Below are 19,084 nucleotides of genomic sequence, written 5' to 3'. Positions count from 1 at the left end.
GAGGAAGGGGATTATGGGGACCGGTGGCGCCGCGTGTCAACGGCTCGCCGCACAAGGGCCGGTGAGAACCTCCGCGGGGGTGGCCGGCATCTCAAGAAGGAAAGCGCCCGAACGCTCCGCCAAGAAAAGGGTTTCACCGGGCCATGCTAGAATAGCGCCCCGAATCGGCGCCGGGCAGTTCCGCGCACGGAGGGCCGCGCATGCCGGAAGTGACGATCTACACAAGAAAATATTGCGGGTTTTGCGGGCAAGCGAAGGCGCTTCTCCTGTCCAAAGGGGTGGCGTTCGAGGAAATCGCCGTGGACGGAGCCCCCGATCTGGAGCTCGAAATGCGCCAGCGCTCCGGCGGCAGGAAGACGGCTCCGCAGATCTTCATCGACGGAACGGGAATCGGAGGGTATGACGACTTGCGGGCGCTGGACCGAGACGGCAAGCTGGATCCGCTGCTGGGGCTCTCGGACCGGCGGGAGGCCGACGAGAGCCGGGGGGCGGAGATGATCGAGAGCGTGATCATCCTGGGATCGGGCTCGGCCGGCCTCACGGCCGCCATCTACACCGCCCGGGCGAATCTGCAGCCCCTCGTGGTGGAGGGGAGGGCCGCGGGAGGGCAGCTCACGATGACCACGGAAGTGGAGAACTTCCCCGGATTCCCCACCGGCATCCTCGGGCCGGAGCTCATCGGACAGATGCGCGCGCAAGCGCAGCGCTTCGGCGCCCGTTTCGTCACCGGGGACGCGACCGCCGCGGATCTCAAGACCTCTCCCTTGTCCCTCACTATCGATGGCGAGACCTACCGCACCCGCAGCCTTATCGTGGCGACCGGCGCCGACGCCCGCCTGCTCGGGCTGGAGTCGGAAAGGAAGCTCATCGGGCACGGCGTCTCCACGTGCGCTACCTGCGACGGCTTCTTCTTCAAGGGGAAGGAAATCCTGGTGGTGGGCGGAGGAGATTCCGCCATGGAGGAGGCTGTTTTTCTCACGAAGTTCGCCTCCAAGGTGTCGGTCATCCATCGCCGCGACAAGCTGCGGGCCTCCAAGATCATGCAGGAGAAGGCCTTCAAGAACCCGAAGATCTCCTTCGTCTGGGACTCGGTCATCGAGGAGATCTGGGATCCGGCTCGAGGGAAAGTCGAGCGCGCCGTGCTCCGCAATTTGAAGACCGGGGCGATCAGCGAGGTGAGGTGCGACGGAGTGTTCGTGGCGATCGGCCACGTTCCCAACTCCCGCATTTTCCGCGAACAGCTGGAGATGGACGCGAACGGCTATCTCGTGACCCTCGGCGGGACCTCCACCAGCGTCCCCGGCGTCTTCGCCGCCGGAGACGTCGCGGATCACGTCTACCGGCAGGCCATCACCGCCGCGGGGACGGGATGTATGGCCGCCCTCGATGCCGAGAGATTCCTGGAGCGCAGCGCCCACTGACCCATCCGCCCTCCTGACTTCCTTCCCCCCGGCCCCTGCGGCCGGATCGGCGTTGACAGCGCGCCCTCCTTAAGACACCCTATTGGCCGTTTCCGGGATGGAACGCCCGGAGAAGGACGCCCATTCCTTCCCTTACCCTTGGCCGTCGGTGGAGGTTCCATGCAGGATTCCATGAAAGCCTTTGTCGCGGAAGCCATCGGCACGTTCATCTTGATCTTCATCGGTGCGGGCTCCATCTGCCAGGACGAGCTCACGGGGCGAGGCCTGGGTCTGCTGGGAATCGCCATCGCCCACGGGCTGGCGCTGTCCGTCGCCGTGAGCGGCACGATGAATCTCTCCGGCGGGCACCTCAACCCGGCGGTCACCTTCGGGTTCATGATGACGGGGAGGATGGACCGCCGGACGGGGATCTCCTACATCGTCTCGCAGCTCGTCGGGGCCGCCCTGGGAGGCTTTTTCCTCCGGATGATGTTCGCGCCGCACGTCTGGCAGGCGCGCGCCCTGGGAACCCCGGATCTCGACCCTGGCGTCTCGGCCGGAGCCGGCATCTTCATCGAAGCGGTCCTGACCTTTCTCCTGGTTTTCGCCGTATGGGCCACCGCCGTCGACGAGCGGGCCCCCAAGATCGCCGGTTTCGGGATCGGTCTGATGGTCTGCGCCGACATCCTCATGGGCGGAGCGCTGACCGGGGCCGCCATGAATCCCGCCCGGGCCTTCGGCCCCGCCATGGCCTCCGGGCATTGGAACAACCATCTCGTCTATTGGATCGGCCCTCTCCTGGGGGGCGCGTCGGCGGCTTTCTTCTACAGCGGCGTCCTTCTCAAGAAGCGTTGAGCCGAAGAAAAGCCGCGGCTGATTGATCGACCCGGGGGAGTGGGGTAGCATTCCTCGATCCTTCCGGCAGGGGCCGGGGGGGCTGTTCGATGTCCGCCGGCCAGGGAGGTCTCGGATGAACAAGACAAGAACCCGTGTCCCCGCGGGGGAGCCGGCGACGCAAAGGGCCCTGGCTCGTCAAGGCGTCGTCACGGCGGAGATGGAATTCGTCGCCGAGCGCGAGGGGGTCGACGCCGCTCTCGTCCGCGCCGAGGTGGCCCGCGGACGCCTGGTGATCCCGGCGAACGTGAACCACGAGCGCCTCGAGCCGATGGGAGTCGGCCTCGCCCTGTCCTGCAAGATCAACGCGAACATCGGGAATTCGGCCGTGAGCTCCGACGTGGAGGAGGAGCTTCGCAAGCTCCGCACCGCCGTGAAGCTCGGGGCCGACACCGTCATGGACCTCAGCACCGGAGGAGACATCGACGCCATCCGCGAGGCCATCGTTCGGGAGAGCTCCGTTCCGATCGGCACGGTTCCCATCTATCAAGTCGTGGCCGAGCTGGACTCCATCGACGCGATGAAGGCGGAGGATCTGATCGACATGGTCGAGCACCAGGCCCGCCAGGGGGTCGACTACATGACCCTGCATGCCGGCGTGCTTCTGCGCCATCTCCCGCTGGCCCGGAACCGGATCACCGGCATCGTCAGCCGCGGCGGGTCTCTCCTGGCCCACTGGATGATGGCGAACCGCGCGGAGAACCCGCTCTACACCCACTGGGACAAGATCCTGGAGATTTGCAGGCGGTACGACGTCACGATCAGCGCGGGCGACGGCCTGCGGCCGGGGTGCCTGGCCGACGCTTCGGACGCCGCCCAGTTCGCCGAGCTGGAGACCCTGGGGGAGCTCACGCTGCGCGCCTGGGACCGGGACGTGCAGGTGATGATCGAGGGGCCGGGGCACGTCCCGATGGATCAAATCGCCATGAACGTCGAGATGCAGCAGCGGATTTGCCACGAGGCCCCCTTTTACGTCCTGGGCCCGCTGGTGACCGACATCGCCCCCGGCTACGACCACATCAGCTCCGCCATCGGAGCGGCGATGGCCGGTCAGGCAGGGGCCTCCTTGCTCTGTTACGTCACTCCCAAGGAGCATCTGGGGCTGCCCAACGAGGACGACGTGCGTCAAGGAGTGATCGCATACAAGATCGCCGCGCACGCCGCCGACGTGGCCCGCCAGCGGCCCGGGGCGCGCCAGAGAGACGACGAGATCTCCCGGGCCCGGTTCGCGTTCGACTGGAACCGGCAGTTCGACCTCGCCCTCGACCCGGAAACGGCCCGAGCCATGCACGACGCGACGCTGCCCGCCGAGTACTTCAAGAGCGCCGAGTTCTGTTCGATGTGCGGTCCGAAGTTCTGCTCGATGCAGAGCGACTATCGTCTGGAGGGAATCGAGGAGCTCCTGAAGGAAATGGGGATTGAGGACGGGAAGCCGGGAAGGCCCGCCAGCGCACCCTACGGCGCGGCACCGGCCGCCCGAAGCGCCCGTCCGGCGCCCCGGCATTGAGTCCCAGGGCTTCAGGCTGGCGAATGCAATCTCTTGATCCCAAAGAGAATCTCGGCGTCCGGCGCGGGAATCAGCCCCCTCCCGGGGGGCAATCTTGACGGGAATTCATTTCTGCTATAATACGCATCCTTTTCGCAGGGTTGGGTCGGCCAAGTCCCGATGGGCCGGTCTGGAGGTTCCTCCGGGATGGCCCCCGCCCGCTCCAGGCTGTCGTGCCGCGGAGCGCCAGGACCGACCGAGTCGAATGGACCTCGGTGTGAGGGAGGTGGTGCCCGAAACACGTTCCGCGGAAGGCTGATTCGCGCGTTCATGTTGCGTGCCGGAGGCGTAGACGCGCCGCTGGGGATTCCAAACGTCACAGGAGGGAAACCGATGAAACGGTCTTGGCTTGGAATGGCTGTGCTCGTGGTGGCGCTGGCGACCGTGATCGCCTGCGGCAAGCCTCCGCAAGCGGAGATGGATGGCGCGAAGGCTGCCCTGGAAGACGCGAAGACCGCCCAGGCCGACAAGTACGCCAGCGCGGAGTATCAGGCCGCCGAGAGCAGCATCAACGCTGCCCAGGCCGAAATCGACGCTCAGTCGCAGAAGATGTTCAAGAACTACGACAAGGCGAAGGAGCTGGCCAACACGGCCAAGGCGGACGCGGAGAAGGCGAAGGAAGCCGCCGCGACGAACATGGAGACGGCCAAGAACGAGGCCACCACCGCCATCAACGACGCTACGACCGCCCTCGAGAGCGCCAAGACGGCCCTTGCCGGGGCCCCGAAGGGCAAGGACACGAAGGCGGATCTGGCTCTCTTCCAGCAGGACCTGGATGGGCTGGCGGCCACCCTCAGCGAGGCCCAGACGGCCATGAGCAGCAACGACTACATGACCGCCAGGGACAAGGCCAATTCGGTCAAAGAAAAGGCCACGAGCATCAGCGATCAGATCGCCCAGGCTGCCGCGACACGGTCTGGTGCCAAGAAATAGCAGACGCCCCGAGCCGTCGAAATCGAATCCCGGCGGATCCGCCCCGGCTTGGCGGACCCGCCGGGGTTTTCTTGCTGTGGCCGCCGCGCTTTCCCTCCTTCTCCTCGTCGCTTGTGAAAAGCCTCCCGTCGCCATCCTGGCCGCTGCCCGGACTGCGGTGGAGCGCGCCCGGCGCGCCGAGGCCGGCCGCTACGCGGCCGACGAGCTGAAGCAGGCGGAACAGGACCTGCGCCGCGCGCAACGCAGCGAGGTCATGGAGTCTTCGCGCCTCGCCTTTCGCCGGGATTACCGGGCCACCATCTCGCTTGCCGAGCAGTCGAGGTTCATGGCGGTCCGGGCCATGAAGCTGGCCGGAGACCGGCGGCAGAAGAGCCAGAGCGACACCGCCTCGGAGCTGGCGGCGCTGCGCGATCTCCTGGATCGATCCCGCGAAATCAAGCGCTTCGTGGCCCCGAAGGATCCGCAGGTTTCCCGCTTGCTGGTGGGGGCGGCCGTCGATCTGGAAGTGGCCGAGGTGAGGATGAAGAACAAGGACTACCCGGCTGCGCTCCAGGCGGCGCAGAGCGGCACGCAGCGCATCCGCCAGGCGGAGCAGCTCCTGCTTTCTTCCATGGTCCGGTACACCTCGCATCCCGACATCCCGTCCTGGAGAAAGTGGGTCGACGAGGCGGTCCGCCGAAGTCGCTCCGGAGGGGTCTCTTTCGTGGTCGACAAGCTCCGCCGGCGCCTCACCGTCTATCGCAGCGGCAAGAGAGCCGGCACCTATACCGTCGACATCGGACTGGGAGGGATGGAGCGCAAGCTCCGGGCGGGGGATGACGCCACCCCTGAAGGGCTGTACCGAATCCAGCAGATTCGCGGCCCCGGACAGACCCGGTATTACCGGGCCTTTCTGCTCGACTATCCCAACGAACAGGACCGCCGGCGCTTCGAGCAGGCCAGGCGGCAAGGCTCGATCCCCAAGGGGGCCGATCCGGGAGGGCTCATCGAAATCCACGGAGAGGGAGGACGGGACCAGGATTGGACGAAGGGGTGTGTGGCGCTCACCAATTCGGAGATGAACGAGCTGTTCCGGTTGGCGAGGATCGGCACCTCCGTCGCCATCGTCGGGTACAACCCCCGCGATTCGGAGGATTCATGGTGATCCGGCGCGCTGGCACCGTGGCGGTTCTCGGCCTGAGCGCCGCGCTCGTCCTGGGGTTTCTGCGGGCGTCCGCGGCGCCCGGATTGATGCAGGAGGAGGACCGGCCTCCCCCGGCTCCCCCTCCTCAGGACGAGCCGGCGCCAAACCCGCCCCCCCCATCGCCCGATCTTCCCCAGGAACAGCCGCCGCCGGCCCAGGAGCCCCCCGCGGTCGAAGAGCCTTCGCGCGAGCAGCCTCCTCCCGAGCCGCCCGCCGTCGCGCGCCCGCCCCGGCCCCGCAAGCCGCGAAATCTGCAGGAGAAGCGTGACGATCTGAAGAAACGGATCGCGGCGCTCGCCCCCCGAGGGACGTACCTCCTTATCGACACCGGCGTCAACCGGTTGTTTCTGATGCGCGAGGGCAAGGTCCTGCGCGAGGCGATCTGCTCCACGGGAAGCGGCCGTTTCCTTCCCGACCATCCGCGCAAGCGGGAATGGACGTTCGACACTCCGAAGGGCGAGTTCCGAATCCAGAAGAAGGTCGTCCGGCCGGTCTGGATCAAGCCCGACTGGGCGTTCATCGAGGAGGGGGAGGACCTGCCCAAGAAAAGCTCCGAGCGCCTCGCTCCCGACGAGCTGGGAGCCTACGCCATGGACCTGGGAGACGGCTACCTGATCCACGGAACCCTCTACGAGCGGTCGCTCGGCATGTCGGTGACCCACGGCTGCGTCCGGTTGGGCGCGAAGGATCTCGACGCCGTCTTTCACGCCGTAAAGGTCGGAACTCCGGTCTACATCTTCTGAAGTCCGAGCACGGCCGCCGCCGGCGGGGTATTCCTCGAGACATGAATCGAAGCTGGCTGATCCTTGGGTTTTGCGCCGTCCTGCTGGTGGCGGGGTTTGCCGTCATCGCTTTGCTCATGTCCCGCGCCCCGGAGTACCCCCCTACGAAAGTCCGGCCGACGCTGGAACAGGAGACCCGGCGCCTGGAAGCGGAGCTTCCCCTGGCGGCCTCCAAGCTGCCCTACCTAGTTCTGGATCTGCTTTCCGGCCGCCTGGAATACCGCATCAGCGGGATGAGTCCCAAATCCATCCCGTTCCAGATCGGCTCCCTGCGCGGCGCCGCCGGGACCGCCAGCCTGGATCCGCGCCATCTCACTCTCCTGGTCCTCAAGGAGCGGGGGGCTCCCCGTGAGGTGATCAAGCCGCCCGATCCCGACAAGCCGGTGGACCCGCTCAAGGACCCGAAGATCTTCCCGCCCGATCCTCCGAGCGAATACGTTCTCTCCTTCGAGGAGCCGGTGAGAATCCGCGTCGTCGGCGAGCGCCGGATCACTTGGAAGTCGGGCTTCACCGCGCTGCGGAGGGCGATGCGTCGTTGGGTGGCGAGGAGGGCGGGCAAGGAGTCGATTCGGATCGAAATCCGGCTTCCCGCCGAGCGGGCCCAGGAGATCTACCGCTCCCTCTATCCCGGGGAAAGGATCCTGGTCCTGGGGATCGGCTCGTTGAAGGAAGGCAAGACGGAAGGAGAGAAGCGCGGGGCCAAGCCCTCGGGAGGCTAGGAATCCCGGGTCCATCAGCGCAGGATCGCCAGCTCCCGCCCCACCCTGCCGAAGACTTCCAAGGCGAAGCTCAGGTCTTCGTCGGAATGCGCGGCCGAGTTCATGACCCGGATCCGCGCCTTATCGCGCGCCACCGTCGGATATCCGATCGACATGGCGAAGATTCCTTCCTCGAAGAGCTTTCGCGAGAACGCGCCGGCGAGCTTGGGATCGCCGATCATGACGGGTGTGATCGGCGTCTCGCTCCGCCCGAGATCGAAGCCGAGGGCGCGCATCCCCTCCTTGAACCGGCGGGTATTGGCCCACAGGCGATCCACCGGCTCGGAGGAGCGCTCCAGCACGTCGATGGCGGCGATGCAGGCCGCCACGTCGGCCGGCGGGACCGCGCTGGAGAACAGCAAGGGCCGCCCCTTCTGCTCCACGTAGTCCACCACGTCCCGGCTGCCGGCGACGATGCCGCCCACCACGCCGAACGCCTTGGACAGCGTCCCGACCTCAAGATCGACCTTCCCGTGCAGCCCGAAGTGATCGACGATTCCGCGGCCCGATCTCCCCAGCACCCCCTCGCCGTGGGCGTCGTCCACCATGACCAGGGCCTCGAATTCCGCCGCGACGGAGCACAGCTCGGGCAGGGGGGCGATGTCGCCGTCCATGCTGAACACGCCGTCGGTCACGACGAGCCGGCGTCGCGCCGCGGCCTCGGCGCGCAGCTTGGCGCGGAGGTCCGCGGGATCCGCATGGGCGTAGCGGACGACCTTGGCGCGGGAGAGGCGCGAGCCGTCGATGATGCTGGCGTGATTCAGCTCGTCGGAGAAGATGACGTCTTCCGGACCGGCCAAGGCCCCGAGAGCCGCCAGATTCGCGCAGAACCCCGATTGAAACCCGAGCGCGGCCTCCACGCCCTTGAAGCGGGCCATGCGGCTTTCCAGCTCGCGGTGGATCGAAAGCGTGCCGGCGATCGTCCGCACGGCGGCCGGCCCGACGCCGAGCGTTTCGATCGCCTTCTGGGCGCGGCGCTTGAGCAGATCGTGGTTGGCGAAGCCGAGATAGTTGTTGGAGCAGAGATTCAGGACTTTTCGCCCGTCGACGTTGATCCAGGCTCCCTGCGGGGAATCGACGACGCGGACGTTGATGTAGAGCCCCTGCTCCTTCAGCGCGGCGAGTTCCTGGGGAATGAAATCGAGCTTGGGCATGGCCGTCCTCCTGAAGCGATCGCCGGTCATCCGGCGCCGGCGATCACGCCGCGGGAAGCAGCGCGATCTTTCCGCATTCCCCCTTCTGCATGAGGTCCATGGCCGCGGCGAACTGCGTGACGGGAAGGCGGTGGGTCAAAAGGGGGTTCAAGTCCAGGATCCCGGAGGTCAGCAGGCGGGACGATTTGTACCAGGTCGTGAAGATCTTGCGTCCCGTGATTCCGTAGATGCGGGCCCCCTTGAGGATCACGGCATTGTTCAGGTCGATCCGCACCGGCCCGTGCGACAGCCCCAGGAGCGACAGGCGCCCTCCGGGAGCCAGAACCTTGAACCCCTGAGCCAGCGCGTCGGGGTTCCCCGACATCTCGATCACCACGTCCACGCCGTCTCCCCGCGTCAGATCCATCACCGCTTCCACGACACGGTCGCGCTTGGGGTTGAACGTGTGCGTCGCCCCCATCTTCTTCGCGAGGCCGAGGCGGTAGTCGGAGATGTCGGTGGCGAAAATGACCGAGGCGCCCGAGGCGCGCGCCACGCCCATGGCGAGCAGGCCCACCGGCCCCGCGCCGAGGACCACCACCGTCTTCCCCGAGACGTCCTCCGCCATCACGGTGTCCACGGCGTTGCCCAGCGGTTCCTGAAGCGCGGCGATCTCGGGCGGCAGAGAGCGGTCGTTCTTCCAGGCGCACCGGGCGGGAAGCTTCAGATAGCGGGCGAACGATCCGTCGGTGTCCACCCCGACGATCTTGACGTTGCTGCAGACCTCCGCGCGCCCCACGCGGCAGGGATAGCAGGTTCCGCACGTGATGTGGGTTTCGACCGAGACGTAATCCCCCACTTTGACAGTGGTGACTTCCTTCCCGGTCTCCACGACCTCGCCTGCGGTTTCGTGCCCCATCACCTGGGGGATGTGTATCCGCTGGCTCGCCCATTCGTCCCATTGATAGATGTGCAGATCGGTTCCGCAGATGGAAGCCGCCTTGACCTCGATCAGGATGTCCTCGGGGCCGACCTGCGGGACCGGGACCTGCTTCCATTCCGCGCCGGCGGAAGCGCGCGACTTGACCACCGCTCCCATCGTTTCCTGGCTCATGCGGAACCTCCGCAGCACCTCGGTCGGGCGAGACGTGCGCTCGTCATGGAAGGAGATCCTTGAATGAGATCCTTCAAGTGGGTTGATGATAGCACAGCGGCCCACGGCGTCCAACGGGCGGTGTGCTAGCATAGCGCCATCGATTCCGGAAGGATCCGCCGGCGAAGGAGACCGCGATGAGCGGGAAGCTTCCACCCATGGGGAAAATCTCCCCGGAGTTCTTCGAGCGCGTCATTTTTCCCCATCTGGGGGCGCCTTCCTCCAAAGTTCTGGTCGGTCCCCGCCATGGCGTCGACGTCGGCATCATCGAGGTGGCCGAGGGGATCGTGATGGCCCTCACCACCGATCCGGTGTTCGTGGTTCCGGAGTACGGCTGGGAGCGCGCCGCGTGGTTCGCCGTGCACATCCTCGCCTCCGACGCCGCCACGTCGGCGCTGCCGCCGGCCTTCGCCGCGTTCGATCTCAACCTGCCGCTGTCGATCACCGAGGAAGAGCTGGAAATCCTCTGGCGGAGCATCGACGCCGAATGCCGCGCCCTGGGGATAAGCGTCGTCGCCGGCCACACGGCGCGCTACGAGGGATGCGCCTATCCGATGGTCGGTGGCGGCATGGTGGCGGCGATCGGCCCCGCGAACCGCTACGTGACGCCCGCCATGGCCGAGCCGGGAGATCAGGTCCTGATCACCAAGGGACCGGCGATCGAGGCCACCGCCCTCTTCGGCGTCACCTTTCCGGAGCGGATCGAGAAGGAGCTCGGGGCCGGGACGGCGCGCGAGGCCGCCGGCCTCTTCCAACGGATGACGGTGGTGCAGGATTGCCGCGTGGCCGCGGCGATTGGCGTCCGGAATCGTGGCGTGACGGCGATGCACGACGCCACGGAATGCGGTCTGTTCGGAGGGCTGGTCGAGGTGGCGCAGGCCTCCGGCGTGGGGATGCGCATCGAGAAGGAAGCCATTCCGGTGCCGGAGGCGGTCTCCCGGGTGTGCGGCCATTTCGGCATCGATCCCTTCACCTCCATCAGTGAAGGCACGCTCATCGTCACCTGCAAGCCCTATCGAGCCCAGGCGCTGCTCGCCGCCTGGTCCGGAGTCTCGATCCCGGCCGCCCTGATCGGCGAGGTGACGGAGAAGGAGCAGGGGATCGTGCTGGCCGAAGGGGGCGCGGAGTCCGAGCTGGCGCACCCCGGCGTGGATCCGTTCTGGGCGGCGTACGGAGAGGCTCTGACGGCGGCACGGCGGGCCTGACTCCGATGCGCTTCGAACTGTACGTCCTGACCGATCCCGCCCTGACGCGAGACCGCCCCCTCCTGCCGATCGTGGCCGCTGCCCTGGCGGCGGGCGCTACGGCCGTCCAGCTGCGCGACAAGAGCGCCTCCCCGCGCGACCTCCTGCCCCTGGGCGCCGAAATGCGCAGGATGGCGCACCGGCATCAGGCCGCGTTCCTCGTCAACGATCGCGTCGATCTGGCCCTCGTCCTGGAGGCGGACGGGGTTCACGTGGGTCCCGAGGATCTTCCGCCTCTGGAAGCGCGGCGCCTCCTGCCCAGGCCGCGGCTCCTGGGGGTCTCGGCCCGAACTCCCCAGGCGGCCCTCTCCGCCGAGAGAGCGGGGGCCGACTACCTGGGAGCCGGTCCCGTCTTCCCTACCTCCACGAAGCCCGACGCCGGTCCAGCGCTCGGCCTGGAAGGTCTATCGGCCATCGTGAAGGCCGTCTCGATTCCGGTGGTTGGGATCGGCGGGATTCACGCCGCCAACGCCGCTTCGGTGATCGAGGCCGGAGCCGCGGGGATCGCGGTGATCTCCGCGGTGATGGCGGCCGAAGATCCCGAGAAGGCGGTGCGCGACCTCCTGGCGTCGATAGGCGCGCCACTTCGCCGACGCCGGACAGAGGAAGAGCGGGAGGAAACCGGGAGGGCCCGCGAATGAGCCGCGCCCGGACGACGCCGCGGGCCCTGACGATCGCGGGCTCCGATTCGGGAGGGGGCGCGGGCATCCAGGCCGACCTGAAGACGTTCGCGGCCTTCGGCGTCTACGGTACGAGCGCGCTCGTCGCGCTCACCGCCCAGAACACGCGGGAGGTTCGGGCCATTCACGAGGTTCCCGCCGAATTCGTCGTCGCCCAGATCGACGCGGTGCTGCAGGACATCGGGACGGACGCGGCCAAGACGGGGATGCTCGCCAGCCGCACTCTCGTCGAGACGGTGGTGGAGGCGGTGCGGCGGCACCGGATCCCGAATCTCGTCGTGGATCCGGTGATGGTCTCGAAATCGGGCTCCGTGCTTCTGCAGGCGGACGCCGTGGAGGCGGTGCGCCGCGGACTCGTTCCGCTGGCCCGGGTGATCACGCCGAACCTCCCCGAGGCGGAGATCCTGACGGGACGGACCCTTGCCTCGCCGGCCGCCGTGCGGGAGGCGGCGCGGGAAATTCATCGAATGGGCGCGCGGCACGTGGTGATCAAGGGGGGGCATGCCGAAGGGGAGCCGCTCGATGTCCTGTTCGACGGCGAATCGTTCACGGAGTTTGCCGGAGCGCGTATCCGGACCCGGTGCGATCACGGCACGGGATGCACATTTTCGGCTGCCATTACGGCGCTTCTCGCGCTCGGGGAAGGAGCTCGCTCGGCGGTCGGGGAGGCGAAGCGCTACGTGGAGGAGGCGATGCGGCGGGCGCGGCCCGTCGGCTCAGGTCACGGGCCGCTGAATCACTTTCAGCGCTTCAGCGGTGGGTTTCAGAAATCACGCTAATCCCGAGACCGCCAAGGCCGTGCGAATGGCCAGGCGCGCCGGAGCATCGCACGCCCAAAACGGTACGTGCGAATCCGGGGCGGTTTGGACCCCGCGGCAGAAGCCCGCCGCGAGTCGACGGCCAAAGGTAACGGGATTTCGGAGACGCGACTAGTCGGCTCAGCGCCTGCGGCCGCCCCCGCCGCCGCGCTGCGAGGAGGAGCCGCGATGGGAGGATGAGCCTCTCGAGGGACTCGAGCGGGTCGTCGTCCCGGTCGAGCCGCCCGACCGGTTGCGATACCAGTGCGAGACCACGCCCGATCCGCCGGAGCGGCGGCCGCCGTAGTAGGGATAGCGATAGCTGTAGTTGAAGTAGGGGCCGTAATAATAGGGATAATAAGGGTAGTAGAACCCCGAATAGTAGTAGGGGTAGCCGTAGTACAGACCGTAGGAATAGGATGGCGGGTACGAGCTCACCCCGTATTCCTCGGCGTCGCCGTACTTGTCGTCCTCGCGGCCCTGCAGGAACTCGATCAGCTCGTCGGAGGCTCCTGCTTCCTTCAAATCCTTGAGGTCCCGGGAGGAGAGCTCGAAGGCGAACTCGTTCTTCTCGACGTAGCGCTCGATCGCGCGGTCGGAAACCCCCGCGTCGAGGAGATCGAGAACGACCGACACGTCGATGTTCCGGTCCGCGGCGAAAGCGGGTGAGAACAGGAAGAGCGCGGCAATCACGGCGAGAGCGCTTTTGATCTTCATGGCGGCACCTCTTAGCTTGATTCCATGATACTCCTCCGCAAGCGGCGCGCCAAGCGGCATGGCCCGCCGCGGCTCGGGATCGAGCGATGCCGCCGGGAAGCGCCAGGAGGCGTCTGATGGATCCCCCGGCTCGCCGTTGCATCCGCTTCTCCGAAGGGGCGCTGGAGGACATCCTCTCCGGCAGAAAGCGGATCACCTTTCGCGCCGGCCGCCGCAGGTTCCTATCCGGCGAGATCGTCGAGGGAAAATGCGCCGAAGGCGCCGTCCTCCGGCTCCGGATCACCGCCTGCGAATGCAAGCCCCTGAAGGAGGTGACGGAGGAAGAGGCGAGGGACGACCTTTTCGAGAGCCGGGAGGTGGTCCTCCAGGGGATGCGGAAGTTCTATCCGTCGATGACCTGGGAGACCGAAATCAGCCTGATCCGCTTCGAGCTGGCGCCGGAAGGCGCATCGACCTGATTCACCGGGCGCCGGCGAGCCGCCCCCCCCTCATCGGTCGTCGCGCTTCGAGGAGCCCCAGATTTTCAAGCCCGCCCAGACGCACCCCGCCAGAAGCAAGGTGAAAATGGCCGAAAGCACCAGTGTCGCCAAACTGTCTCCCCGGAAAAGCGCTCGCGACCGTCTCCCGGGAGGAGTGCTCGATCGCAGGCCGCGGAGCCGAGGATAATGGAACTTCCCCGCGGGAGGAAGAGGATGGACATACAGGCGACGCCGTCAGGCGCTGAGACGCGGCTTCCGCTTCCGCCTCGTCAGCAGCCTGACCAGAGCGTTCTCGCCGAGGGGCCGCCGCCCCTTGACCCGCAGGCTCTCCGCCCATTCCCGCCCGAAATCGCGCTGGAGGCGCAGATTGATCGCGGCCGTGAGCGTCATCGCCAGGATCGCCCCCAGGCAAGCGAGGCCCATGTCTTTTTGAGCGTCCCAGACGTCCCCCTGGGACCCCAGGTAGGCGATCCCCAGGTCCCCGCCAAAGATCTTCGCGATGATCCACTCCAGGATCTCGAAGAGCATGGAGAAGGCCATCGTGACGTCGAGAGGCAGATAGTATCCCCAGAAGCCGCGGGCCTCGGCGACGCGCAGGAAGACCTCGCGGATCGGGTAGGCGCACAACAGTCCGAAAGAGAAATGAGCCAGGCGATCGAAGTGGTTCCGGTGCAGCGCGGCGACGTGCTCGTAGCGGCCGCCGGTCAGCGCCGCCAGCCAGTGATCGTAAGGGACTTTCGCGTAGGTGTAGTGGGCTCCGACCTCGTGGAGGCACAGGAAGAGGAAGAGAAGGGTGTAGGAGATGCGGGAGAATGGAAAAAGCTTCCGGGTCGCGACCAGGGTCCCGACGATTACCAGGACGAGCGCGTTTTCCAGGGCCCAGTCCTGCCGATCGAGCGGCCGGATGGCGAGGACGATGAACCAGAGCAGGAAGATCAGCCCCAGGGCGCCGGCGTAGCGCTCGTAACTCTTGATGATCGGCTTGCCTTTCAAGGGCTCTCCTCCCGCCCAAAGGCGGCCGGAAGAATCATACAGCGGTTCCGGAGAGTTCGGGGCAACCACTTCATTGACAACCCTTTCGGCCCCGTATATGATCCGAAAAATTCACACGTTGAACGACTCCGCACTCCGTGGGGAGACAGAATCGATTCGGCGGCCATCCTCGGGATCCTTCGGAAAACTGACAGGAAACACCCGAGGGGATGAAGGAGAGCGGTGATGCCCACCGGAAAGATCAAACGACTGATGAAGGATCGGGGATTCGGCTTCATTCGCGGCAACGACGGCCAGGAGGTGTTCTTCCACCAGAGCTCGCTGGACGGCTTGAGCTTCGAATCGTTGTCCGAAGGAGTCGAGGTCGATTTCGAAATCGAGCAGTCTCCGAAGGGACCTCGGGCCGGCAAGGTGCGCGCGGCCGGCAGCCGTTGACCCAGCGAGGTTCCATGGCCGAGAAGGTTCTCATCTTCGGGAAGGAAGGCTGACCCTACACGCAGGAGGCCCGTGAGGCTTACGCGCAGAAGGGCGGCCCGGTCGAGTACTTCGACGTGAAGAGCGATCCGGCGCTGCTGACGAAGATGCTCTCCCATTCCAAGGGCCAGCGGCGCGTTCCCGTGATCGTCGAGGCGGGCCGCGTCACCATCGGTTACGGAGGCACGTGAGGCGTTTGAAGCGGCGGGCGGCCGCCTCCCTGTTTTCTCCCCCTCGGAAAAGAGCCGATCATTCCGGCCTGATGTCGCGGGTCCGGCAGGACGCGGAGCGGATCGCGCGCCACTTCGGCTTGACCTACCGCGAGATCGCCCCGGAAAAGCCCCAGGTCAAGCGCCGCTACGGCGTCTGCTATGCCGACGGGCGGATCGCGGTGCGGCTGACGCATGCGAAGACCGGGGCCGCCCTCAAGTATTCGAGCCTGATCAACACGGTGTGCCACGAGCTGGCGCACCTGAAGCACTTCAACCACGGCCCCCGCTTCAAGTCCTATTACTTCCAAATCCTGGAATACGCGCGGCGCGAGGGGATCTATCGCCCCGGCAAATCGAACCCGCCGCCGGCGGCGATGCAGCTGGAGCTGTTCGCCGGGGAGCTCACGCGGAGCGCCGGGATGGCGCGGCGCTTCGAGGATTGAATGGCCGGCAAGACTCATCGCCGAGGATGGCTTCCGCCGCTCTGGGGCGCGGCGCTCGGAGTGGCGGCGGCGTCCTATCTCTGGGGCTCCTCGTCGCGGGTCGGACTGGTCATCGGCGAGAAGATCATGTTTACCCTCGTGATCCCGATGATCGCCATCTTCGTCTCCCTGGCGATCTCGCTCTCCTCGCTCGGCCGCAAAGGGCCGCCCCCCTCCTCCTGACAGATTCTGTCAGTCGTTTTGAACATCGAAAGACGGAAATCGTTAGTTTTTCGTCGCCTCCGATCCCGCATCCGCGAGGGACACCGGTCCGCGGCTTGGAAGCCGATGAAACCACAAGCAGTTGTCCTCTCGCCCCGGGAGGCCGTCTTTTTGGCATCGGCGTTGCTGCAAGAATGGGCGGTCAAGGAATGGAAAGGGGCGCTGCCATGCGCAAACAAAGCGGTTTCACCCTCATCGAGCTACTCATCGTCGTCGCGATCCTCGGAATCATCGCCGCCATCGCCATGGCGAGCCTGACTAACGCCCTCGATAAGGGAAAGCAGAAGCGCTCGATGGTGGACCTGCATTCCATTTCGGAGGCGGTCGAGCTCTATCATATCGATCATGCGACCTACCCGATGGGCGTGTCGGACTGGCCCACGCTCAAGACCTACATCTCGCCGTTCTTCATCAAGACCCCGCCGCAGGGAGACGGCTGGGATCACACCTGGAGCGTCGCGACGCCCGCCGACGGCTCGAGCTACACCGTCGTCAGCCTGGGTAAGGACGGGTTTCAGGGAACTTGGTCCGGCGGAATGACCTCAAATTTCAACTGCGACATCGTCTTCTCCGACGGTCAGTTCTTCCAGTGGCCCCAGGGTACCCAGAGCTAGGCGGGCGGCTCGGGGCGAGCCCGCGGGCTGCGCGCCGAGCCACGCCGACTCGTTTTCGGGGAGCAAGCCCGTGGCCTTGAAGACCGCCGAATTCGAACGCAGGGCCCGGGACCGGAGCCGGCGCCGGATCGCCGTGCGCTACGGCGTGGAAGAGACGGCGCTGCATCTTGGATACACCTCCGATCTCGGGGAGAAAGGCCTCTTCCTGCAAGGCAACAACCTCTATCCTCCCGACACCATCCTGACCCTGGTTCTGGATGGCCCCGAAGGAAAGCGCTCGGCCCGCGGCGTGGTCCGCTGGGTGAAGGAAGTTCCCCAGGCCTTCCGCCGCAGCCTGCGAGGCGGCATGGGGATCGAGCTGCTCGCCGACTAGGGTCCCGTTCTTCTTGTCCGATTCGACCTATTGCTCCACGTTGAAGTCAGCCACGTTTCTCGACGCCCGGGGTGTCCTCTATTAGCGCGCCCGGAGGACAGGGTAAGAGCACTTTAGAAGGCCCGAAACGAGCGGGCCGGGCGCCCGGCAACGACTTCCTACACGGAAAGGGGCCCGGAGGAAGCCTCCGCGCCCTATAAGGCGCGGCTTCAGTTCTGCTGCTCTCCCGATTCGAGGTCGAGCGAATCGTCCGGTCCCGCGAAGAACCAATCGAGTCCCTGGTTCCCGCTGAGGAAGTCCTTGGCCGCGTCGTCGAGAACCGTCGTGCCATCGAGCTTCGGCAGCCCTTCCAAGCCGTTGCGGAGGTGGTCGACGCGCTCCGCGTAAGATTCGCCCGAGATCCATTCGCCCTGGATCGCCAGCCAGGCGGTGAGGTCGCCGTCATAAGCCGTCGATCCGCCGATCAGGAGATCGTCCTCGTCGTTGCCGCGCAGGCGGTCGGCGCCCTCGCCTCCGATCAGGATGTCGCGGCCTGCCGAGCCGAGGAGGGTGTCGTCTCCCGGGCCGCCCAGGATCAGGTTGGCGCCCCCTCCGCCGCTCAGGTTGTCGTTCCCCGCGCCGCCGTCGAGAATCGCCGGAATCGCCACGTCCCTCGCGATCTTGAACCGGTCGTCGCCGGCGAAACCCAGGAGCTGAATGCGGCTCACCGATGCCGGATCGAACGAGCCGACCTCGTGCTCGTCGGCCAGGACGAGGAGGCGCTGGGTCTTGTCGTCCATCTGCACGCCGATCCGGTCGTTTTCCCGACTTCCGGTGATCACGAGGTTGCCTCCCGTAACGGCCGCGTGAACCGGGCTCGTTCCCGCGGGATTCGCCGTGATCTTCCCGAAGAGCCCGTGCGTCTCGTCGCTCGGGCCGGCGGCGTAATACAGCGAAGTGGCGCTTCCCGCGGTGGTGCCGTTGCCGAACGCGAGCCCCCACAGGCCGTCGATCTCGATCGGATCGTTCGAAGATTGGCTGAGCGTCCCGACGAACGCCCCGGTCGCCGGATCATAAGCGTTGATCCGGCCGTCCCCGAAGTTGCCGACCAGCAGATCCCCGCTGAACTGCCCGAACCCCGCCGGGGCGACGACCATTGCCCAGGGGGCGTTGAGCCGCCCCTGCGACACCAGCCGCTGGAGGAAGTTGCCGTTCAGGTCGAACACGTCGATGAAGCCGAGATGCGGACCCGTGATCTCCTCCTCGCCGTCCGCATCCTGCTTCGCGTAGGCGACGTGGAGCCTGCCGCCCAGGATGGCGACGTTGAAGGGGGCATAGTCGCCGGGCAGGTCGGAGTCGGTGAACGATCCGGCCAGGTGCGCCACTTGGAAGCTGGCGTTCAGGACGTCGATTTTTCGATTGTGGAAGTCGGCCAGGTACAGGAAATTGCCCGCGCCGTTGTTGCCCAGGGCGATGCCGGTGTAGATCGCGCCATCCGTCGCCTGGAACGCCAGCTGGGCGCTGGTCTGCGATACGGCGGGGCTCCAGCCGGTCACCTCTCCCGCGAGCGACGCAAAGATAAACGTCGCCGGCGCCGCGGAGCTTCCCGAGGCGATCACGAAATCGCTGACGCCGACGATGGTGTTGAAGACGACGCCGGTCGGATGCCCTCCCGGAATCGAGACCTCCAGCGGGGCTTTCGCGAGCGGATTTGGACCCACGTCCCCCGAGTAGAGGACGCTCAGGCCCGCGCCTTCCGAGGACACCCAAAACGCGCCGCTGCTCGGGGGCACCGCGATCCCCCAGCCGTTGACCAGGTGCGTATCCAGGATCGGCGCGACGCCGGGCTGGTCCGACACCAGATCGGTCGGCAGATAGACGTCGTCGGCGATGGCGGCCGTCGCCAGAGCCGCGGCCACCAGCAATACGAACAATCCGGTCATGGACTTCATCCCTCTCCTCCTTCGGTCCCTTGTCATTAATCGAGATCGCGCACCCCGCCCCTCTTCAGGCACAGGAAGCTTTCTACCTTGCAG

22 protein-coding genes are annotated in these 19,084 nt (G+C 66.4%); 17 read left to right on the top strand and 5 right to left on the bottom strand.

Annotation, left to right across the window (positions count from 1 at the left end; translation table 11 throughout):
• Positions 1 to 200 precede the first annotated feature (200 nt).
• The 7 genes from trxB to VGR67_01190 all read left to right on the top strand — a co-directional run bounded on the left by trxB (position 201) and on the right by VGR67_01190 (position 7,457).
• Positions 201 to 1,421, top strand: a complete 1,221-nt coding sequence (gene trxB / locus VGR67_01220; protein ID HEV8335022.1) for a thioredoxin-disulfide reductase — start codon at positions 201 to 203, stop codon at positions 1,419 to 1,421.
• Positions 1,422 to 1,580: 159 nt separating this feature from the next.
• On the top strand, positions 1,581 to 2,255 hold the full coding sequence (locus VGR67_01215; GenBank protein HEV8335021.1) for an aquaporin: 675 nt from the start codon (positions 1,581 to 1,583) through the stop codon (positions 2,253 to 2,255).
• A 115-nt stretch (positions 2,256 to 2,370) separates the two neighbouring features.
• Entirely contained in the window at positions 2,371 to 3,801 is a 1,431-nt protein-coding gene (gene thiC / locus VGR67_01210) for a phosphomethylpyrimidine synthase ThiC (GenBank protein HEV8335020.1), read from the top strand.
• 399 nt (positions 3,802 to 4,200) lie between these two features.
• Complete coding sequence (locus VGR67_01205; GenBank protein ID HEV8335019.1) at positions 4,201 to 4,773, top strand: DUF4398 domain-containing protein; 573 nt, start codon at positions 4,201 to 4,203, stop codon at positions 4,771 to 4,773.
• Positions 4,774 to 4,849: 76 nt separating this feature from the next.
• Positions 4,850 to 5,917, top strand: a complete 1,068-nt coding sequence (locus tag VGR67_01200; GenBank protein ID HEV8335018.1) for a L,D-transpeptidase family protein — start codon at positions 4,850 to 4,852, stop codon at positions 5,915 to 5,917.
• Positions 5,911 to 6,699 carry a L,D-transpeptidase gene (locus VGR67_01195; protein ID HEV8335017.1) on the top strand — a complete coding sequence of 263 codons (789 nt, stop codon included), beginning with the start codon at positions 5,911 to 5,913 and terminating at the stop codon, positions 6,697 to 6,699. Before VGR67_01200 ends, VGR67_01195 begins: the two co-directional genes overlap by 7 nt.
• Before the next feature lie 41 nt (positions 6,700 to 6,740).
• Positions 6,741 to 7,457 carry a hypothetical protein gene (locus VGR67_01190; protein HEV8335016.1) on the top strand — a complete coding sequence of 239 codons (717 nt, stop codon included), beginning with the start codon at positions 6,741 to 6,743 and terminating at the stop codon, positions 7,455 to 7,457.
• Positions 7,458 to 7,471: 14 nt separating this feature from the next.
• Here the strand turns inward: VGR67_01190 and VGR67_01185 are convergent, their stop codons facing one another.
• Together VGR67_01185 and tdh are read right to left on the bottom strand one after the other, a co-directional pair.
• The gene (locus tag VGR67_01185) at positions 7,472 to 8,650 is read right to left on the bottom strand and encodes a glycine C-acetyltransferase (protein HEV8335015.1); all 1,179 of its coding nucleotides are present in this window, start codon (positions 8,648 to 8,650) and stop codon (positions 7,472 to 7,474) included.
• 43 nt (positions 8,651 to 8,693) lie between these two features.
• Positions 8,694 to 9,743 carry an L-threonine 3-dehydrogenase gene (tdh, locus tag VGR67_01180; GenBank protein ID HEV8335014.1) on the bottom strand — a complete coding sequence of 350 codons (1,050 nt, stop codon included), beginning with the start codon at positions 9,741 to 9,743 and terminating at the stop codon, positions 8,694 to 8,696.
• Positions 9,744 to 9,919: 176 nt separating this feature from the next.
• Between tdh and VGR67_01175 the strand changes: the two genes are divergently transcribed.
• The 3 genes from VGR67_01175 to thiD are packed head-to-tail and all read left to right on the top strand — an operon-like array spanning position 9,920 to position 12,485.
• Entirely contained in the window at positions 9,920 to 10,987 is a 1,068-nt protein-coding gene (locus VGR67_01175) for an AIR synthase family protein (protein ID HEV8335013.1), read from the top strand.
• Positions 10,988 to 10,992: 5 nt separating this feature from the next.
• Positions 10,993 to 11,667 carry a thiamine phosphate synthase gene (thiE, locus tag VGR67_01170; GenBank protein HEV8335012.1) on the top strand — a complete coding sequence of 225 codons (675 nt, stop codon included), beginning with the start codon at positions 10,993 to 10,995 and terminating at the stop codon, positions 11,665 to 11,667.
• Positions 11,664 to 12,485, top strand: a complete 822-nt coding sequence (gene thiD, locus VGR67_01165; protein HEV8335011.1) for a bifunctional hydroxymethylpyrimidine kinase/phosphomethylpyrimidine kinase — start codon at positions 11,664 to 11,666, stop codon at positions 12,483 to 12,485. Before thiE ends, thiD begins: the two co-directional genes overlap by 4 nt.
• A 159-nt stretch (positions 12,486 to 12,644) precedes the next feature.
• On the opposite strand, the gene VGR67_01160 is transcribed toward thiD, so the two are convergent.
• A complete protein-coding gene (locus VGR67_01160; GenBank protein ID HEV8335010.1) occupies positions 12,645 to 13,220 on the bottom strand; it encodes a hypothetical protein in 576 nt (191 codons plus the stop codon).
• Positions 13,221 to 13,336: 116 nt separating this feature from the next.
• On the opposite strand from VGR67_01160, the gene VGR67_01155 reads away from it, so the two are divergent.
• Complete coding sequence (locus VGR67_01155) at positions 13,337 to 13,678, top strand: ASCH domain-containing protein (protein ID HEV8335009.1); 342 nt, start codon at positions 13,337 to 13,339, stop codon at positions 13,676 to 13,678.
• A 255-nt stretch (positions 13,679 to 13,933) separates the two neighbouring features.
• Here VGR67_01155 and VGR67_01150 read toward each other — a convergent pair whose 3' ends face one another.
• Positions 13,934 to 14,692, bottom strand: a complete 759-nt coding sequence (locus tag VGR67_01150) for a DUF2238 domain-containing protein (protein HEV8335008.1) — start codon at positions 14,690 to 14,692, stop codon at positions 13,934 to 13,936.
• A gap of 225 nt (positions 14,693 to 14,917) precedes the next feature.
• Here VGR67_01150 and VGR67_01145 point away from each other — a divergent pair, with 225 nt between their 5' ends.
• From VGR67_01145 to VGR67_01120, 6 genes are all read left to right on the top strand, one after another.
• Positions 14,918 to 15,127 (top strand): cold shock domain-containing protein, encoded by a 210-nt coding sequence (locus tag VGR67_01145; GenBank protein HEV8335007.1) that lies wholly within the window; start codon positions 14,918 to 14,920, stop codon positions 15,125 to 15,127.
• A gap of 14 nt (positions 15,128 to 15,141) precedes the next feature.
• Positions 15,142 to 15,357: a UXX-star (seleno)protein family 1 gene (locus VGR67_01140; protein HEV8335006.1), complete on the top strand. Its 216-nt coding sequence runs from the start codon at positions 15,142 to 15,144 to the stop codon at positions 15,355 to 15,357.
• Positions 15,354 to 15,821 carry a M48 family metallopeptidase gene (locus VGR67_01135; GenBank protein ID HEV8335005.1) on the top strand — a complete coding sequence of 156 codons (468 nt, stop codon included), beginning with the start codon at positions 15,354 to 15,356 and terminating at the stop codon, positions 15,819 to 15,821. The genes VGR67_01140 and VGR67_01135 overlap by 4 nt, the downstream gene beginning before the upstream one ends.
• The gene (locus tag VGR67_01130) at positions 15,822 to 16,043 is read left to right on the top strand and encodes a hypothetical protein (protein HEV8335004.1); all 222 of its coding nucleotides are present in this window, start codon (positions 15,822 to 15,824) and stop codon (positions 16,041 to 16,043) included. It abuts the gene before it with no gap.
• Positions 16,044 to 16,249: 206 nt separating this feature from the next.
• On the top strand, positions 16,250 to 16,696 hold the full coding sequence (locus VGR67_01125) for a prepilin-type N-terminal cleavage/methylation domain-containing protein (GenBank protein HEV8335003.1): 447 nt from the start codon (positions 16,250 to 16,252) through the stop codon (positions 16,694 to 16,696).
• Positions 16,697 to 16,766: 70 nt separating this feature from the next.
• Entirely contained in the window at positions 16,767 to 17,069 is a 303-nt protein-coding gene (locus tag VGR67_01120; GenBank protein HEV8335002.1) for a PilZ domain-containing protein, read from the top strand.
• 209 nt (positions 17,070 to 17,278) lie between these two features.
• Here the strand turns inward: VGR67_01120 and VGR67_01115 are convergent, their stop codons facing one another.
• Positions 17,279 to 19,000 carry a TIGR03118 family protein gene (locus VGR67_01115; protein ID HEV8335001.1) on the bottom strand — a complete coding sequence of 574 codons (1,722 nt, stop codon included), beginning with the start codon at positions 18,998 to 19,000 and terminating at the stop codon, positions 17,279 to 17,281.
• Positions 19,001 to 19,084: the final 84 nt, after the last annotated feature.

The organism is Candidatus Polarisedimenticolia bacterium, from assembly GCA_036004685.1.
Classification (GTDB): Bacteria; Acidobacteriota; Polarisedimenticolia; order Gp22-AA2; family AA152; genus DASYRE01.
The sequence above is the reverse complement of the archived record's forward strand: the minus strand, read 5'-3'. Positions and strand labels throughout refer to the sequence as shown.

Bases quoted from the DNA above. Each gene is read 5' to 3' on its own strand.
- thiD (HEV8335011.1), top strand. From the start codon at position 11,664: ATGAGCCGCGCCCGGACGACGCCGCGGGCCCTGACGATCGCGGGCTCC.
- VGR67_01130 (HEV8335004.1), top strand. From the start codon at position 15,822: ATGGCCGGCAAGACTCATCGCCGAGGATGGCTTCCGCCGCTCTGGGGC.
- VGR67_01160 (HEV8335010.1), bottom strand. From the start codon at position 13,220: ATGAAGATCAAAAGCGCTCTCGCCGTGATTGCCGCGCTCTTCCTGTTC.
- VGR67_01190 (HEV8335016.1), top strand. From the start codon at position 6,741: ATGAATCGAAGCTGGCTGATCCTTGGGTTTTGCGCCGTCCTGCTGGTG.
- VGR67_01195 (HEV8335017.1), top strand. From the start codon at position 5,911: ATGGTGATCCGGCGCGCTGGCACCGTGGCGGTTCTCGGCCTGAGCGCC.
- VGR67_01115 (HEV8335001.1), bottom strand. From the start codon at position 19,000: ATGAAGTCCATGACCGGATTGTTCGTATTGCTGGTGGCCGCGGCTCTG.
- VGR67_01145 (HEV8335007.1), top strand. From the start codon at position 14,918: ATGCCCACCGGAAAGATCAAACGACTGATGAAGGATCGGGGATTCGGC.
- thiE (HEV8335012.1), top strand. From the start codon at position 10,993: ATGCGCTTCGAACTGTACGTCCTGACCGATCCCGCCCTGACGCGAGAC.
- VGR67_01175 (HEV8335013.1), top strand. From the start codon at position 9,920: ATGAGCGGGAAGCTTCCACCCATGGGGAAAATCTCCCCGGAGTTCTTC.
- VGR67_01215 (HEV8335021.1), top strand. From the start codon at position 1,581: ATGCAGGATTCCATGAAAGCCTTTGTCGCGGAAGCCATCGGCACGTTC.
- tdh (HEV8335014.1), bottom strand. From the start codon at position 9,743: ATGAGCCAGGAAACGATGGGAGCGGTGGTCAAGTCGCGCGCTTCCGCC.
- VGR67_01125 (HEV8335003.1), top strand. From the start codon at position 16,250: ATGCGCAAACAAAGCGGTTTCACCCTCATCGAGCTACTCATCGTCGTC.
- trxB (HEV8335022.1), top strand. From the start codon at position 201: ATGCCGGAAGTGACGATCTACACAAGAAAATATTGCGGGTTTTGCGGG.
- VGR67_01185 (HEV8335015.1), bottom strand. From the start codon at position 8,650: ATGCCCAAGCTCGATTTCATTCCCCAGGAACTCGCCGCGCTGAAGGAG.
- thiC (HEV8335020.1), top strand. From the start codon at position 2,371: ATGAACAAGACAAGAACCCGTGTCCCCGCGGGGGAGCCGGCGACGCAA.
- VGR67_01155 (HEV8335009.1), top strand. From the start codon at position 13,337: ATGGATCCCCCGGCTCGCCGTTGCATCCGCTTCTCCGAAGGGGCGCTG.